Here is a 14,871-nt window from a genome sequence, read left to right as displayed (position 1 = left end):
ATGACGGGCCCGCGGGCTCGCGCCGTGCGGAGTACCGCGCGGGCAGCGGGGCAGACGCACTCTCGGATCGAACGGTTGAGCGATCAGCGGTAATGATTCGGCAAAGCGGAAATGGAGCGGAGGCCTCCGGCGTTCCCCCTCCTGGAGGGCGCCCTGTGTCCTCCGACCGGCATGCCCGCAGCGAGGAGGAAACGCCACGTGAGCCAGTACGTCAGCAGGCTCGGGCGTCGCTCGGCGGCGGCGCCCTCGCGGCTCAGGCTGCACCGCAGGCCCCGACGCGTAGCGATGCTCTCCGTGCACACCTCGCCGCTGCACCAGCCCGGCACGGGCGACGCGGGCGGCATGAACGTCTACATCGTGGAGCTGGCCCAGCGGCTGGCCGCGATCAACATCGAGGTCGAGATCTTCACGCGCGCCACCACGGCCGCGCTCCCGCCCTGCGTCGAGCTGGCCCCCGGCGTCCTCGTCCGGCACGTCGACGCGGGCCCCTACGAAGGCCTCGCCAAGGAAGATCTCCCCGCCCAGCTGTGTGCCTTCACGCACGGCGTCATGCAGGCGTGGGCCGGTCACCGGCCCGGTTACTACGACCTCGTGCACTCCCACTACTGGCTCTCCGGCCACGTCGGCTGGCTGGCCGCAGAACGCTGGGGCGCCCCCCTCGTCCACGCCATGCACACCATGGCCAAGGTCAAGAACGCCTCGCTCGCCGAGGGCGACACCCCCGAGCCCGCCGCTCGCGTCATCGGCGAGACCCAGATCGTGCGCGCCGCCGACCGCCTCATCGCGAACACCGCGGAGGAGGCCGACGAACTCGTGCGCCACTACGAGGCCGCGGCCGGCAACGTCGCCGTCGTGCACCCCGGCGTCAACCTCGACCGCTTCCGGCCCGCCGACGGCCGGGCCGCCGCCCGGGCCCGCCTCGGCCTGCCGCAGGACGCCCTGATCCCCCTGTTCGCGGGCCGCATACAGCCCTTGAAGGCCCCCGACGTGCTGCTGCGCGCGGTCGCCGTACTGCTCGACGAGCGGCCCGAGCTGCGGCGCAGGATCGTCGTCCCGGTGGTCGGCGGACCGAGCGGCAGCGGGCTCGCCAAGCCGGAGGGGCTCCAGAAGCTCGCCGCGCGGCTGGGCATCGCCGACGTCGTGCGGTTCCGGCCGCCCGTCGACCAGGACCAGCTCGCCGACTGGTTCCGGGCCGCTTCCGTCCTGGTGATGCCCTCCTACAGCGAGTCCTTCGGGCTTGTCGCCATCGAGGCGCAGGCGGCCGGCACGCCGGTGCTCGCCGCCGAGGTCGGCGGTCTGCCGGTGGCCGTCCGCCACGAGGAGACGGGCTTCCTGGTCCCCGGCCACCATCCCGCCGACTACGCGCGCGTGCTGGGCGACTTCGCGGACGACGCGACCCTCCCGGACCGGATGGGCGCCGCGGCGGCCCGGCACGCGGAGCGCTTCGGCTGGGACACCGCGGCCGCCGCGACGGCGGACGTCTACGCGGCGGCGACCCAGGAACACCGGCGCCGGGTGCGGGCGCACCACGCCTGAGGCGGTCCGCGCACGGCCTGCCGGTGAGCGGGTGCGGTCGCGCGCCCGGAGGCGGTGGGTCCCGCGCCCGGAGGGGGTGAGCCTCGTCCGGAGCGGTCACGTACGCTCGCTGCATGGCTGACGCAGCGTCGATCATCGAGCAGGTCCTCACCGAGGCCGAGCTGGAGTGGGAGAGTCCGGCGGCGGGCTCGTACGTGGTGAAACTGCCCGGTACCCGCAAGCTGTCCACGACGGTCTCACTGATCGTCGGCAAGCACTCGCTGTCGCTGAACGCCTTCGTGGTCCGCCACCCCGACGAGAACCACGCGGCGGTCCACCGCTGGCTCCTGGAGCGCAACCTCAAGCTCTACGGCGTCTCCTACGCGGTCGACCCCCTCGGGGACGTCTATCTGGTCGGCAAGCTGCCGCTGGCCGCCGTCACCCCCGAAGAGGTGGACCGGCTGCTGGGCTCGGTCCTCGAAGCGGCCGACGGCTCCTTCAACACCCTCCTGGAGCTCGGTTTCGCCTCCGCGATCCGCAAGGAGTACGACTGGCGGGTGTCCCGCGGCGAGTCGACCCGCAACCTGGACGCGTTCACCCACCTGACCGAGCGTCCCGCCAACTGACGCTCCCCGCCTCTCCATTGGACCCATCCCTCTGACCCATGCGCGACCTCTTCCGGTGCGCGGGGTCCTCGTGGCATGCTCGCCGCCGACGCAGATCTGAACGTCGTTCACATCCATGAAAATCATGTCGGGTCGGACGAGCACCATGGAAGGGCGGACGGGCATGAGCGACAGGCACCGGAACAGCGGGCGCGCGGGGATGACCAGACGGACCCTGCTCGGCAGCGCCACGGCCGTGGCGGCCGTCGCCGTGACCGGCGTGGCGGCGGGCCCGGCGGCAGCGGCCGGGCAGGTGGCGGCGACGGCCGGGAGCCCGCCGAGCAGCCCGGCGCGGCACGGCGAAGTACCGGCGATCTGGCGCGAGTTCACCCGCTCCCCGTTCACCCACCCGCAGATCCCCTACGTCGGCAGGGCCGGCCTCGGCGGCGGGGCGGCACGCCTGCCCCGGCACCGTGCCGTGACCGACGTCCGCCACCACGGGGCCTTCGCCGCCGACGGGACGACCGACTGCGCCCCCGCGATCAACCGTGCCATCGCCGCCGCCGGAAGGGCCGGCGGTGGCACGGTCACCATCCCGCCCGGGACCTACCGCATCGACGACCTGATCCGCATCGGTCACTCGAACGTGGTCCTCCGGGGCGCCGGCAGCGGCCGGACCACGCTCTACGCGACCAAGAACCTCACCGAGCTGATCGGCGCCTACGGATCCCGCTACGGAGGCGACAAGTCCTCCTGGTCCTGGGCCGGTGGCCTCATCTGGCTGGCCCCCACCGCCCGCCTGGACTCCCTCGTCGACGCCATCAGGGCGAAGGCGTGGCCCTTCGAGGGATGGACCGGCAACACGCGCGACGCCTGGCAGACCCTCACCACCGTCGAGCCCGCACGCCAGGGCTCCTGGACGGTGACCGTCGCGGACGCCTCCGGGCTGCGTCCCGGCGCCCTCGTCCTGCTCCGCCTCGCCGACGACGCGGACCACACCCTCCTGGAGCACATGTCCGGCGGCGGCCCCGGCCCGGAGGCGTACTCCTGGGACGACAAGACGAAACTGACGTCGTACGTCCCCTACGAGTGGCCCGTCCGCGTGGCCCGCGTCAGGGGCCGCAGGGTGACGCTCGAACGGCCCCTGCCGCTCGACGTCCGCCCCGAGTGGGACCCCCGGCTGACCACCCACGTCGAGGAACTGACCGGCTCCGGCGTGGAGGGCCTGACCCTGGAGGCCGTCGAGACACCGCAGTCCCCGCACCTCCTCGACAAGGGGTACAACGGCGTCGTCCTCCAGTGCGCCTACGACTGCTGGGTCGACGACGTCACCGTGCGCCACGTCGACAACGGCTTCGGCCTCGTCGCCGCCTCCGCCTGCACCCTGCGCCGCACCCGGGTCGCGGGCCGCGGCTCCCACCACCCGTACTTCTGCCGCGAGGGCTCGCACGACAACCTGATCGAGGACTTCACCATCGAGGAGCGCACCGTCCCGGCGCCCGCCGGGACCCAACTGCACGGCATCAACGTCGAGGGCCTGTCGTCCTACAACGTCTGGTCGCGCGGTGACATGCGGATGGGCACCTTCGACTCGCACCGCGGACTGCCGTTCGCCAACGTCCGCACCGACATCACCGTGGACAACGACGGCCGGCACGGTGGCGACGCCTCCGCAGGACCGCTCTTCGGCGCCCGCTTCACCCACTGGAACATCCGGGTCACCAACGGCCGCGCCGGCCTGATGAGGATCGACGGGCTCGCCCCCTACAGCGCCACCGTCGGCGTCAACGAGGTCACCGAGTTCGACCAGATCGACGTCCCCGACTTCACCGGCGACCTGCACGCCCGCCTGGAGCTGTACGGAACGACCGACGCCGTGCGCCCGGGCAACCTGTACGAGGCCCAACGCGGCCTCTAGAGAGGGAGTCCGGCGCCTCGGGCGGTCCGCGGCGGGTTCACGACCGCGCGTACCGCCCCGGCGTCACCCCCACCAACCGCCGGAAATGACGGGTGAGATGGGACTGGTCGTAGAAACCGGTCGCCGCGGCCACCTCGCCCGGCGGGCGCCCGTCGAGCAGCAGCCGACGGGCGCGGTCCACCCGGCGGGACATCAGGTACTGGTGCGGGGCGATGCCGAACGCGCCGCTGAACGCCCGTACGAGATGGGCGGGATGGGCGTGCACGAGCCGCGCCGCCTCGTCCAGGGCGACCCCCTCGACGAGGCGCGCGTCGAGGAGTTCGCGCAGCCGGTACGCGAGCGGCCGGTCGGGGCGCGCGAGGCCGACCGCCGCCGCCGGACGCAGCCGGCCGTGCAGCCGCTCCGCGATCAGCGTCAGCCTGCTGTCGGCCTCCAGCTCGTCCCCGGGATGCGCGAGCGCGGTGTGCAGCTGACCGACGCGGCGCCGCAGCACCGGGTCCACCAGGTCGGGTCCGTCCACGGCGGGTCCGATGAGGTCGTCGCCCAGGCGTGAGCTGTCGAGGTAGAGGACCCGCTTGCGGAAACCGTCCGCGGTGGCCGGCGCGCCGTTGTGCGGGATGTGCGGGGGGAGCAGCGAGACCGTGTCGTGCGGGGTGCCGTGCTCGTGCCGGTCCAGGTCGTACCGGACGGCGCCGTCGTCGACGATCAGCAGGGTCCAGGCCTCGTGCACGTGCATCGGGTACGCGTACTCGGTGTAGTGGGCGTGGAAGACCTCGACGACACCCGGGACACCCGGGCGCCACGCGGAGATCTCCCGTTGCGGGGCCATGCAAAGAACGTACAAGACCGCGGCGGACCCCGGTCGGCAGTCTCAGTGCATGAGCAGCCTGAGCAGCACGAACACCGCGAACACCGCGAACGGCGACACCGGGATCACCGACACCGCGAACACTGAGAACACGGCGAACACGGAGAACAGCGGCACCGTGGACACCGCGAGCGTCTCCGGCGACGCGCCCGTCCGTTTCGACACCAAGATCGTCGTCGTCCTGCGCGACGACCTGGAGCCCTGGCAGCGGCTCAACGTGACCGCCTTCCTCGTCAGCGGCCTGGGTACGGCCGTCCCCGAGGTGGTCGGCGAGCCCTACGAGGACGCCGACGCGGTCGCCTACCTGCCGATGTTCCGCCAGCCCGTCATGGTCTTCGAGGCGTCCAAGGAGACGCTGACCGCCGCCCACGGCCGCGCGCTCTCCCGGGCCCTGCCCAGGGCGATCTTCACGTCCGACCTGTTCGCCACGGGCAACGACCGGGACAACCGCGGGGCTGTCCGGGCCGTGCCGACCGGCGACCTGGACCTGGTGGGCCTCGCGGTGCACGGGCCGCGGAACGCGGTGGACAAGGTGGTGAAGGGGGCGCGGATGCATCCGTGAGGCGCCCCGCGCCGGGAGTCTCCGCGTGCGGCCGGGGTCCGGTGCTCGGGCCGAGGCGGACTCAGGCCGAGGCGTCCCCTGCCCGGGTCGCCGGTAGCGGTACCGGGCCGCCCGGCAGTGGCGCCGGGGCGGCCTCCATCGCGGAGCCGACGCCCACGGTGGCGGGAGTGACCTCGACGACCGTCTCGTCCACGAGGGAGGGCGTACGGGACGCGCGCGCCGGTTCCCCCACGGGAGACGCCACCGATGCGCGCACCGGCTCCCGTACGGGCTCGCGCACGGACTCCCGCACCGATTCCTCCGTGGGGAGCCGGCGCATGAGCAGCGCGTAGCCGAGGCCGGCCACCGTGCCGACCACCGCGCACAGGCCCCAGAGGTAGGCGGCGCCGAAACGGTCGATGACGAGGCCGGACATCACCGGGGCGACGAGCGAGGCGAGCGCCCAGGACAGGGTGTACATGCCCTGGTAGCGGCCGCGGCCGTGGACGGGGGAGAGGCGGACGACGAGCCCGGTCTGCGTCGGGGCGTTGACGATCTCGGCGAGGGTCCACACGCAGACGGTCAGGGTGAAGACGCCCACCGACCCGGCGAAGGCGGTCAGCCCGAACCCGTACCCGGCGAGGATCGAGGAGACGACGAGCAGCCGCCGGGGGTCCCGGTGCTCGATAAAACGGGTCACCGGGATCTGGAGCACGACGATCATCACGCCGTTGACCGCCATCGCCGTGCCGTAGTCCGCCGGGGTGAAACCGGCCTCGCCCATCGCGACCGGCAGCCCGACCGAGCCCTGCTGGAACACGAGCGCGACGAGGAACGACAGGCCGACGACGCTCATGAACCGTCCGTCGCGCAGCACCGTCCCGAGCCCGACGGCGGGCGCCGTCTCCTTGGCGACCTGCACCGGCTTCGACTCGGGGAGCTTCGCGAAGACGACGAACGCGCAGACCAGGGTCATGCCGGCCTCGATGAGGAAGCCCGCGAGGTAGCTGAACTCGGCGATGAAGCCGGCGCCGATCGAGGAGACGGCGAAGCCGAGGTTGATGGCCCAGTAGTTCAGGGAGAAGGCGCGGACGCGGTCCTCGGGCCGGACGATGTCGGCCATCATCGCCTGCACGGCGGGCCGGGAGGCGTTGCTGGCCATGCCCACCAGGAAGGCGACACCGGCGATGGCCACCGGGTCCTGCATGAAGCCGAGCAGCGCGACCGAGCCGGCCGTCGACACCTGGGCGACGAGCAGCGTGGGGCGACGCCCGAACCGGTCGGTCATGACACCGGCGACGAGCGAGGAGACGACCCCGCCGAGGCCGTGCAGCGACGCGACGAGACCGGCGTACGAGGCGGAGTAGCCCCGGTCGAGGGTCAGGTACAGGGCCATGAACGTGGCGACGAAGGCGCCGAGCCGGTTGATGAGCGTGCTGGTCCACAGCCACCAGAACTCGCGGGGGAGCCCGGACACGGTCTCCCGGACGGCACGTCTGACGACGGCGACAGGCATGGAAAATCCCCCACGGACGTAAGCGGCTCTGGCGGTGAGCACAACTTACGAGGGCCCGGCCCCGGAGAGCCACTCGATTAACAGATGCCGTCAACTGACGGGCGGCGGGGAGGGCTCGGCACGGCGAAGCGGGGGCGCGGGTGTCCGACTGGCGACCGAGCGCGCGAGCGGTCGGGGGGTTCGATTACGCTCGGAGGCATGGCCGACGCACCGTACAAGCTGATCCTCCTCCGCCACGGCGAGAGCGAATGGAACGCGAAGAACCTGTTCACCGGTTGGGTGGACGTCAACCTCAACGAGAAGGGCGAGAAGGAGGCAGTACGCGGCGGTGAGCTGCTCAAGGACGCCGGCCTGCTGCCCGACGTGGTCCACACCTCGCTCCAGAAGCGCGCGATCCGCACCGCGCAGCTCGCGCTGGAGTCCGCGGACCGCCTCTGGATCCCGGTCCACCGCAGCTGGCGCCTGAACGAGCGTCACTACGGCGCCCTCCAGGGCAAGGACAAGGCGCAGACGCTCGCCGAGTTCGGCGAGGAGCAGTTCATGCTCTGGCGCCGCTCGTACGACACCCCGCCGCCGCCGCTCGACCGCGACGCCGAGTACTCGCAGTTCGACGACCCGCGCTACGCGACGCTCCCGCCCGAGCTGCGCCCGCAGACGGAGTGCCTGAAGGACGTCGTCGTCCGCATGCTGCCGTACTGGTTCGACGGCATCGTCCCCGACCTGCTGACCGGCCGCACGGTCCTGGTCGCGGCCCACGGCAACAGCCTCCGCGCCCTGGTCAAGCACCTCGACGGCATCTCCGACGCCGACATCGCGGGCCTGAACATCCCGACGGGCATCCCGCTCTCCTACGAGCTGGACGCGGACTTCAAGCCCCTCAAGCCGGGCGGCACCTACCTCGACCCGGACGCGGCAGCGGCAGCGATCGAGGCGGTCAAGAACCAGGGCAAGAAGAAGTAACGCGACACCAGCGAGCCCCCGACCTGCTCTTTCTTGGCAGGGCGGGGGCTTCTTGGTGGGGCTGGGCCGTCCGTGGGCCCTCAGGTGCTTGGTCGGACCCTCAGGCGTTGCGTGCACGCCGCCACTCGTAGGCGCCGGGTGATGTCTCGACGACCTCGCGGGGGTAGACCTCGCGAGCCTGGGCGAGCAGATCGCGCTGCTCGGTGACCCACTTTGGTGGTGGTGCGAACAACGGGACGGTGACAGTTACTGCCGACGACGGTCCGTCGTGCACCGACACCCAGAGCCCGCCGCTCTCGTCAGGCTTGAACTTCACGGAAGGTGTCCGCCCGGACGTGAGCCACATGGCGAACCGGCCGGACTCCAGGGTCGTCAAGACGTCCTCCCAGTCCTCCAGGTCCTCGGGGAGAAGGGTCACCGAGAAGTTACCGTTGACGGGTTCCGCCTCGATGACGATCTCGCACTCGAGAAAGTCGTGTCCGGTCAGAATCCCGGGCTGAAAACGACCCAGGACGCGCACAGAGACACTGTGCCCGCTGGTGCCAGGCATGTCGGCCAGGTGGATCAGATTGATGACGGCATCCGTCGAGTCCATGGATTTCCTCCCCGAAGTGACCAGGTCGGAGCATCCTGCCGGACCGTCCGCGGATCTCACGGTTCGGGGTGGAGACGCTTCGAGCAGACGTCTGACACGGCTCTGCTGGTCCGCTCCCGGCTGAACGGCATCAGGTGCGCGTAGACGCGCAGGGTCAAGTCTGGATCTGAGTGGCCCAGGTACTCGGCCAGCGCCTTGATGTTCTCCCCTGCGGCCAGGAGCACCGACGCGTAGAAGTGCCGGAGCGCGTGCATGCCGTTCTCGCGGGACTCGGCGTGCGGCTGTCCACGCTCGGGGGCGGGATCACCCCTGCGTTGGCCAGCGCCCGCTTCCACGCCTCCTCATTGAGAGCGAGGTACGCCAGACATGACCCCCGCGCGGCCAGACCCGCCAAGCCCTCTCGCGCATGCAGCCGTGCACAGTCTCAGTGACCCACTCTGGCACCCGCATCACCTGGACGATCCGCCCATTCTCCTTCGTCCCGCTCGCTCACCGACAGCGCATCGAACTCCCAGCCTGCGCATACGACTTCAAGCCCCAGCAGACCTACTGAGTTACAACTTTCTCTACTGGTTCAAGCACCCGGCTCCCGCTGGGGCTGCCGCTCCTGCCTTCGGCCCGCTCCGCCCCGCTCTCGCCGACGCCCGCCCACTGTGGATAGGCCCGGAGGCCATGAGTCGATCACCCGACGACGCGGCCCATGGCCACAGACGATGCCTCCGGCGGGGGATCGGCCGGCACCGGGGGAGGGGGCGCCGCTCCCGGCCGCGGGCACGTCGGTGGTTGCGTTGGGGAGCTCCCATCCCGTCCACCGTTGACCCAGGCAGAGCCGAGCAGACGCGGCACAGGGGGGTTGAGTGGTGGGTACGGAGAGCTCAGATCCGTGCGGCGAGGAACATCAGATCCGCAAAGAATCCAGATCGGTTCTCATAGCGACGGTGAGTGCGTCTCGTGCCTCGTTGATGGAGTCCCAAGCAGCGTGCAACTCCGCGTTGCTGTCATCCAATTCCTCGATCACGGCGTCTCTATACGCGGTCAAGCGCCTTACGATCTCGTAGGACAGCTCGCCTAACCGTGGGGAACCCACCAATAGGATTCGATCCCGCATGGGGTAGACCTGGGAGTCCCGGAGAGAGTTCCGCGCCAGCGCGATGCGTTCTGCCCTCGGTAGCTCGCGCCATCGGCTCGCATGCCATATCTGCTCGCGAGCCGAGAGAACGGCGGCGAGGTAGTCGGCGTAGAGCGCCGTCCGTCGGTCTCTCTCCTGCCGTGCATCTTCGCGCTTCCAGCGGCTTCGTTCCACGGTCCAGCCAGAAGCAACGGCGATCCCTCCGCCGATCACCGCACTCACGGGGGCAAGCCAGTCCACTCGGCGACCCTATAGCTCCGTCAGCGGCTATGGGGGGTAGTAGAGGAGAGTCGGCGTCCGTGGTGATCCCCGTCGCATCCGCGTCATACAGCAGCGAAGTACAGCAACCGCCGCGACCGCAGCCGGTCGTCAGTGACCGTGCCCACACCGGTGACTAGCCGCGCAGACCTCGGTGACCGCCCTGCCTGTAGTTCGCATCGAGGGGCACACCGGTCGGTCGACGCCTTGACTCGGCCATTAAGGCTCCGTCGACCGCGCTATAGGGTGTCCGCTCCAAGGCAAGATGCGTGATCGGCGTGTCAATCAATCACAGGATGTGAGGGCGCCGTGAATGGACTAAGACGCCTCTTCGAAACACTCAAGAGCACCCACCACGTAGTCGGTGACGAGACGTTCGCGAAGAACGTGCCCTGCCAGTGCTCACCCCTCTGGCCAGCCCTGGAGACCACAGCCAATGGCTATGTGATCCGTGCGGTTCCATCGTCGCACTACAGCATCATGACAAACCCCGACATCGGAACGTTCGTCGCGCGATGCACCGTGTGTCACGCCAGGTACCCCGATCCGTGGGTAACAGATAAAACTGACCGAATGCCCTATGCCTGGGCACGCGAGCCCGACGAAAGCTAGGAGTGGGCGGAGAGTTCTGCTGAGGCTCGATCAGCTCCCGGCCCGGGGATCGCATGCCCGTCCGTGCCAGTCTCGTGCCAGAACGGGCGGGGACTCACGGGGACTCGGCGACAACAACGGTGCACGAGCGCGCACTTACCCCAGTGCACGTCTCCGCAGCTCACCCCAGCAATCACCCCACCTCGCTCCTAAAGCGGTGCTCAGCGGCATCCTCTTCGAGGCATACGGTGTGGCTACTCGAAGGACGGAGCGGCTGCGACCAGCAGACTGCCCGTAACCGCAGTGGTTGTGGTGGGGTTGATGCTGCACTCCTCTGCAACTGTCGTGGCCCAGCAATCCCCCCAGGTCGCTGCCCAGTCGCCGGCCAGGTCACTGCTGAGGTCAAGATCCTCGGGCTTGCCCTTGATGCCGTAGGCGTCGAGGAGCCGCCGCTCGACACCGAACGGTTCGCCCAGGGCGAGCTCAGGCTGCTCACTAATCCAACGCCGGAGGATCCGTCCACCTTCGGCGATCAGCCATGCTTCCCCGTCGTTCTGCTCACTGTGGAAGAAGAGTTGGGCTTTGCCGAAGTGGGTGCTCAAGTGCCGGCACAGGTCGGTGACATGAGCAGTTTGTTGTGAGTAAGGCAGCCCGAAGTACGGTCCGATGGCCAGAATCCACCCCTGGATGGGTGGCGTGACGATGACGGTGGAGAACGGTTCCTTCTCGTCGTGCGCCACCTCGTCGACGAGTTCCACGCCGTCGGTCCAGGTGGTCTCCCGTATGTCCGCCAAGCCGAGAGCCTTGACCACTTCCGCCTGATCGGCCGACTCAACGGCGAGCCATGAGAGCCAACAGGCGCGTATGAGTGGTGCTGAGTCGGTAGTCCCCATGGCCTGCATCGTAGAGATCGGCATGCTCCTCGCCGATCCCGGTGTCGGTCGAGCAGGCCGGGGCTGGGCCGTCGCTGGGCCGTCCGAGGTTGCTCGACAGTGGCCAATGATGACCAACGACGACAACCGGGCGCACGAGCCCACCGTCCCTGAGCTGGGAAGCAGCAGGTCGCCAAGATCTCCGGCAAGACCCAGGGCAAGAAGAAGTAAGCAGAACTGAAGAAGCCCCCTGCCCGCGGTTCTCCGCGGGTGGGGGGCTTTTGTCGTGGCTGGGTGGTGTTGCTGTCGGTCGAGTGTCCTGGTCTTCGTCTCGCTCGACGCCGTTCGGGCGGAGTCGGTCACCCGACCACGCATGCCGCGATCATCCGTGCGCACTCGATCGACTCGGTGTGTGAGGTGTCGATCTCCAGGTCGTAGGTCACGCCCCGGTGGACCGTGTTCGCCTGGGATGCGGCCATGCCGGGGGGTCGGTCGCCTCGGGCGAGTTCGCGGCCTGCGGCGATTGTGGCGTCGCAGTGGACGCCGACCCAGAGCACCGGCAGGTCGTGCAGGGCGTCGCGCCATCGCTGTTGTGAGGCCGGGCCGCCGAGGAAGACCTCGTCGACGATGATCCTGGCCCCCGCGCGGGCCATCCCGGCGATCCCCTCGATCCACGCGGCTTCCAGCGTCCGGAACTCCGGCCCGACGGTCACCTCGCCGTCCGGGGCGAACTCGATCCCCGTGTCCGAGGCCCGCATGGCCGCCGGCATCGCGTCGACGAGGGTGTCGGTCCCGAGCGCCAGCCACGGATCCGGCAGGACCGCCTGCAGACACCGGGCGATCCCGGACTTGCCCGAGCTGGAACCACCGTTGAGAACGATCACCGCAGTCGTCACCCCGTCACCGTAGACACCGAACGGCCCCTCTCTCCACGGGGTTTTCCGGGAGAGAGGGGCCGGTGCTCAGGGGGTGCTCAGGGTCGGGCGTCGTTCTCCGACGCCTTCGGCGGGGCTAGTTGGAGAAGTACAGGTACTTCCACGAGCCGTACGTCGTCGAGTTGACGTTGTCGCCCGAGGAGTTGTTGATGTACGAGGAGCGCATGCGCACCTTGATGCCGGAGGTGCCGGGGGCCTCCAGGCGCACGCCGGACTTGCCGTTCGAGCCGAGCTTGAAGTACTGCGGGCTGCCGTCGGTGGTGTACCACGAACCGGCGTAGTAGACCTGCATGTCCATGCGCTGCTTGCGGCCCGGGTAGTACGTCATCGTCGTGGTGAGCACCGGGTCGGTGTTCTTGTGGAACCAGTAGTACGAGTGCGAGCCGATCTTGGCCGTCTTGTACTGCTTCGTCACCGCGGTGGAGTTCTTCACCTTGGCGTAGCCCGTGACCTTGACGGTCTTCGACTTGTAGCGGGCGTCGCCCTTGAAGATCGCGGTGACCTCGGTGTCGCGGGTCATGTCGATCTTCGCGGAGATGTTGCCACCGGAGCTGACCGTCCCGGTCCTGACCAGCTTGTTGGGCTTGTCGCCGCCGTAGGGGTTGGCCCAGATCTCGACCGTGCGGTTCTTGTACGTCGTACCGAGGTGCGCCGTGAACGTCACGTCGGTGCCGTACGAGTACACCTTGCCGTTGTTGTTCAGGCTCAGCGAGGCCGAGGCGCGGGAGACGTCGACCTTGTCGCTCGCGCTGACGGCGGAGTGCCCGGCGTCGCCCGCGTACGCCACCTTGTAGGTGACCGTGCCGCCGGCGGGCGGGGTGTCGGAGAAGGAGTACGTGCCGTCCGACTTCACGGTGACGGTGGGCAGCGCCTTGCCGCTCGGGGAGTCCAGGTCGGTCCGGGTGACCTGGAGCTTCGCGCCGGACGGCAGCGGGACCGTCGCCGTGAGCTTGCCGGTGACCGTGAGTTTCTTGGCGCGGGTCGCACTCGACGGGGCGTTGACCGTCAGGGTCGGGCTGTTCAGCGCCGGGCCGGTGAGCACCTTGAGGCCGTAGCCGCCGTCCGCGCTGACGAGCGCGAAGACCCGGGAGTCGTCCGGCGCCCAGGCGAGGTCGGCGGTCTGGGCCGTGCCCTGGTCGTAGGTGTGCAGCGGCAGGGTCGCGTTGGGCTGGTACGTGAGGATCTTGGAGCCGTTGACCTGGGCGAGGAAGCCGTTGGAGGCGACGTCCGCGAACTGGCCGTTGGGGTAGGAGCCGGCGGCCTTGAACGCGCCGTCCGCGTAGGCGTCGCGGTCCTTGCCGTTGACCAGCACCTGCTTGCCGCCGGGTACCAGGTCGATGTCGCCGATGCCGTTGTTCAGCGAGTAGTCGCCGTTGTGCCAGGCGACCAGGGCGGGCTTGCCGCTGGAGACGTCGAGCACGGCCATCGAGGCCGTGGACAGTCCGGTCTCGCCGACGGCGAGGATGCCCGGCTGGGTCGGGTCGGTGTCCAGCAGGGCCTGGCCCCAGATGCCGACGGAGGTGCCCTCGGTCGGTATCTGCTCCATGGTCACCGGGTCGGTGCCGCTCGCGGGGTCGACCGTCGGGTCGACGGAGCCGATGTTGCCGTCCCACTGGTCGCCGTAGGAGAACCAGACCTTCCCGCCGCTGAACGCGACATGGCGGGGGCCGGTGGTGGTGGGAACGGTGTAGCGGGCCTTGACGCCGAGCGTGCTCGCGTCGATGGCCCAGATCTCGTGGATCTCGGGCGCGGCCGCGTAGACGGTCGCCCCGTCGTCCGAGACCGCGAGGTCGCTGACGCCCGTGACGCCCTTGATCGAGCCGAGGACCGCACCGGAGTAGTCGGCGGCCACGACGGTGCCGTTGGCGCTGTCGCCGACGAACACCCGCTTCACGACGCCGTCCACGGCCAGGCCGCCGGGCGTGGTGACCCGGGCGGCCGGAGCGGCCGAGGCGGTGGCCGCGGTACCGAGACTCAGAGCGGCCGAACCGAAGAGGACCGCGACAGCCGTCGCGATCGAGATGCTGCGCGTACGCACAGTGCTGTTACCCCCACGTGGAACCCGGTACGAGACCGGGGAGACGAGTGCGCCGCGCAGCACCCGGACATGACCACGGAACTGCGGTGATGTGCGGGGCGCGGCTGCTGGGAGCAGCGTATGGCATGTCTGTGACAGTTGAGGAGGGGGTTTTCGGGAAGTGGGGAGATCGCGTGTATACGCTTGCTTTCCCTGTCCGGAGCGGAGCCGAAGTCGACCTGCGGTCAGACCCTGTTGATGCGCCAGACGATCATGCCGGTCGCGCTCGGCTTCCCCTGAACGTCCAGGCGCACTGAACCCTTGCCCGTGAGCCGCTCGAAGACCACCGAGCCGTCGCAGGGGACCGACTTGGTGGAGCCTGCGTCATGCGGAGTGAACGCGATCTCGGCGGCACCGTGGCCGGCGCACACCACAGTCAGTCTGTACGGGGTGCCATTCACCAGGTCGGGCTGAGTGTGCACGCCGTCGGACACCCGCTCGGCGCCTGACTCGACCATCGATCCGTCCGCCTTCGTGACGCCGTCGAGAGC

13 protein-coding genes and 1 pseudogene are annotated in these 14,871 nt (G+C 69.7%); 5 read left to right on the top strand and 9 right to left on the bottom strand.

Annotated elements, in window-relative coordinates:
• Window positions 1-198: 198 nt before the first annotated feature.
• From mshA to B0675_RS07725, 3 genes are all read left to right on the top strand, one after another.
• On the top strand, window positions 199-1,536 hold the full coding sequence (gene mshA, locus B0675_RS07735; RefSeq protein WP_081218059.1) for a D-inositol-3-phosphate glycosyltransferase: 1,338 nt from the start codon (window positions 199-201) through the stop codon (window positions 1,534-1,536).
• 113 nt (window positions 1,537-1,649) lie between these two features.
• Entirely contained in the window at window positions 1,650-2,141 is a 492-nt protein-coding gene (locus B0675_RS07730; protein WP_081218058.1) for a YbjN domain-containing protein, read from the top strand.
• A gap of 199 nt (window positions 2,142-2,340) precedes the next feature.
• Window positions 2,341-4,038, top strand: coding sequence for a glycosyl hydrolase family 28-related protein (locus B0675_RS07725; RefSeq protein ID WP_081218057.1), 1,698 nt, complete (start codon window positions 2,341-2,343; stop codon window positions 4,036-4,038).
• A 37-nt stretch (window positions 4,039-4,075) separates the two neighbouring features.
• On the opposite strand, the gene B0675_RS07720 is transcribed toward B0675_RS07725, so the two are convergent.
• Window positions 4,076-4,867, bottom strand: coding sequence for an AraC family transcriptional regulator (locus B0675_RS07720; RefSeq protein WP_081218056.1), 792 nt, complete (start codon window positions 4,865-4,867; stop codon window positions 4,076-4,078).
• Window positions 4,868-4,916: 49 nt separating this feature from the next.
• Between B0675_RS07720 and B0675_RS07715 the strand changes: the two genes are divergently transcribed.
• Window positions 4,917-5,468, top strand: coding sequence for a DUF2000 domain-containing protein (locus tag B0675_RS07715; RefSeq protein ID WP_241539725.1), 552 nt, complete (start codon window positions 4,917-4,919; stop codon window positions 5,466-5,468).
• 61 nt (window positions 5,469-5,529) lie between these two features.
• Here B0675_RS07715 and B0675_RS07710 read toward each other — a convergent pair whose 3' ends face one another.
• Window positions 5,530-6,963 carry an MFS transporter gene (locus B0675_RS07710; protein ID WP_081218055.1) on the bottom strand — a complete coding sequence of 478 codons (1,434 nt, stop codon included), beginning with the start codon at window positions 6,961-6,963 and terminating at the stop codon, window positions 5,530-5,532.
• A 198-nt stretch (window positions 6,964-7,161) separates the two neighbouring features.
• Here B0675_RS07710 and B0675_RS07705 point away from each other — a divergent pair, with 198 nt between their 5' ends.
• Window positions 7,162-7,923 carry a phosphoglyceromutase gene (locus B0675_RS07705; RefSeq protein ID WP_081218054.1) on the top strand — a complete coding sequence of 254 codons (762 nt, stop codon included), beginning with the start codon at window positions 7,162-7,164 and terminating at the stop codon, window positions 7,921-7,923.
• Window positions 7,924-8,023: 100 nt separating this feature from the next.
• Here the strand turns inward: B0675_RS07705 and B0675_RS07700 are convergent, their stop codons facing one another.
• The 7 genes and pseudogenes from B0675_RS07700 to B0675_RS07670 all read right to left on the bottom strand — a co-directional run bounded on the left by B0675_RS07700 (window position 8,024) and on the right by B0675_RS07670 (window position 14,838).
• Complete coding sequence (locus tag B0675_RS07700) at window positions 8,024-8,518, bottom strand: DUF5959 family protein (RefSeq protein WP_081218051.1); 495 nt, start codon at window positions 8,516-8,518, stop codon at window positions 8,024-8,026.
• 56 nt (window positions 8,519-8,574) lie between these two features.
• Window positions 8,575-8,899: pseudogene (locus B0675_RS07695) on the bottom strand (tyrosine-type recombinase/integrase); the annotation flags it as partial.
• A gap of 517 nt (window positions 8,900-9,416) precedes the next feature.
• The gene (locus B0675_RS07690) at window positions 9,417-9,887 is read right to left on the bottom strand and encodes a hypothetical protein (RefSeq protein WP_081218048.1); all 471 of its coding nucleotides are present in this window, start codon (window positions 9,885-9,887) and stop codon (window positions 9,417-9,419) included.
• 863 nt (window positions 9,888-10,750) lie between these two features.
• Entirely contained in the window at window positions 10,751-11,389 is a 639-nt protein-coding gene (locus B0675_RS07685; protein ID WP_143661056.1) for a hypothetical protein, read from the bottom strand.
• A gap of 338 nt (window positions 11,390-11,727) precedes the next feature.
• Window positions 11,728-12,264, bottom strand: a complete 537-nt coding sequence (gene cpt / locus B0675_RS07680) for a chloramphenicol phosphotransferase CPT (RefSeq protein WP_081218043.1) — start codon at window positions 12,262-12,264, stop codon at window positions 11,728-11,730.
• A 115-nt stretch (window positions 12,265-12,379) separates the two neighbouring features.
• On the bottom strand, window positions 12,380-14,341 hold the full coding sequence (locus B0675_RS07675; RefSeq protein WP_081218041.1) for a hypothetical protein: 1,962 nt from the start codon (window positions 14,339-14,341) through the stop codon (window positions 12,380-12,382).
• Window positions 14,342-14,565: 224 nt separating this feature from the next.
• A complete protein-coding gene (locus tag B0675_RS07670) occupies window positions 14,566-14,838 on the bottom strand; it encodes a hypothetical protein (RefSeq protein WP_241539724.1) in 273 nt (90 codons plus the stop codon).
• Between the last annotated feature and the right edge of the window lie 33 nt (window positions 14,839-14,871).

It is taken from the genome of Streptomyces sp. M41(2017), assembly GCF_002078175.1.
Lineage (GTDB): Bacteria > Actinomycetota > Actinomycetes > Streptomycetales > Streptomycetaceae > Streptomyces.
The sequence above is the reverse complement of the archived record's forward strand: the minus strand, read 5'-3'. Positions and strand labels throughout refer to the sequence as shown.

What these genes read in the sequence shown, in the direction of transcription:
- B0675_RS07720 (WP_081218056.1), bottom strand. Translation starts at nt 4,867, where the DNA reads ATGGCCCCGCAACGGGAGATCTCCGCGTGGCGCCCGGGTGTCCCGGGT.
- B0675_RS07700 (WP_081218051.1), bottom strand. Translation starts at nt 8,518, where the DNA reads ATGGACTCGACGGATGCCGTCATCAATCTGATCCACCTGGCCGACATG.
- B0675_RS07730 (WP_081218058.1), top strand. Translation starts at nt 1,650, where the DNA reads ATGGCTGACGCAGCGTCGATCATCGAGCAGGTCCTCACCGAGGCCGAG.
- B0675_RS07725 (WP_081218057.1), top strand. Translation starts at nt 2,341, where the DNA reads ATGACCAGACGGACCCTGCTCGGCAGCGCCACGGCCGTGGCGGCCGTC.
- B0675_RS07705 (WP_081218054.1), top strand. Translation starts at nt 7,162, where the DNA reads ATGGCCGACGCACCGTACAAGCTGATCCTCCTCCGCCACGGCGAGAGC.
- B0675_RS07715 (WP_241539725.1), top strand. Translation starts at nt 4,917, where the DNA reads ATGAGCAGCCTGAGCAGCACGAACACCGCGAACACCGCGAACGGCGAC.
- B0675_RS07710 (WP_081218055.1), bottom strand. Translation starts at nt 6,963, where the DNA reads ATGCCTGTCGCCGTCGTCAGACGTGCCGTCCGGGAGACCGTGTCCGGG.
- B0675_RS07670 (WP_241539724.1), bottom strand. Translation starts at nt 14,838, where the DNA reads ATGGTCGAGTCAGGCGCCGAGCGGGTGTCCGACGGCGTGCACACTCAG.
- B0675_RS07685 (WP_143661056.1), bottom strand. Translation starts at nt 11,389, where the DNA reads ATGGGGACTACCGACTCAGCACCACTCATACGCGCCTGTTGGCTCTCA.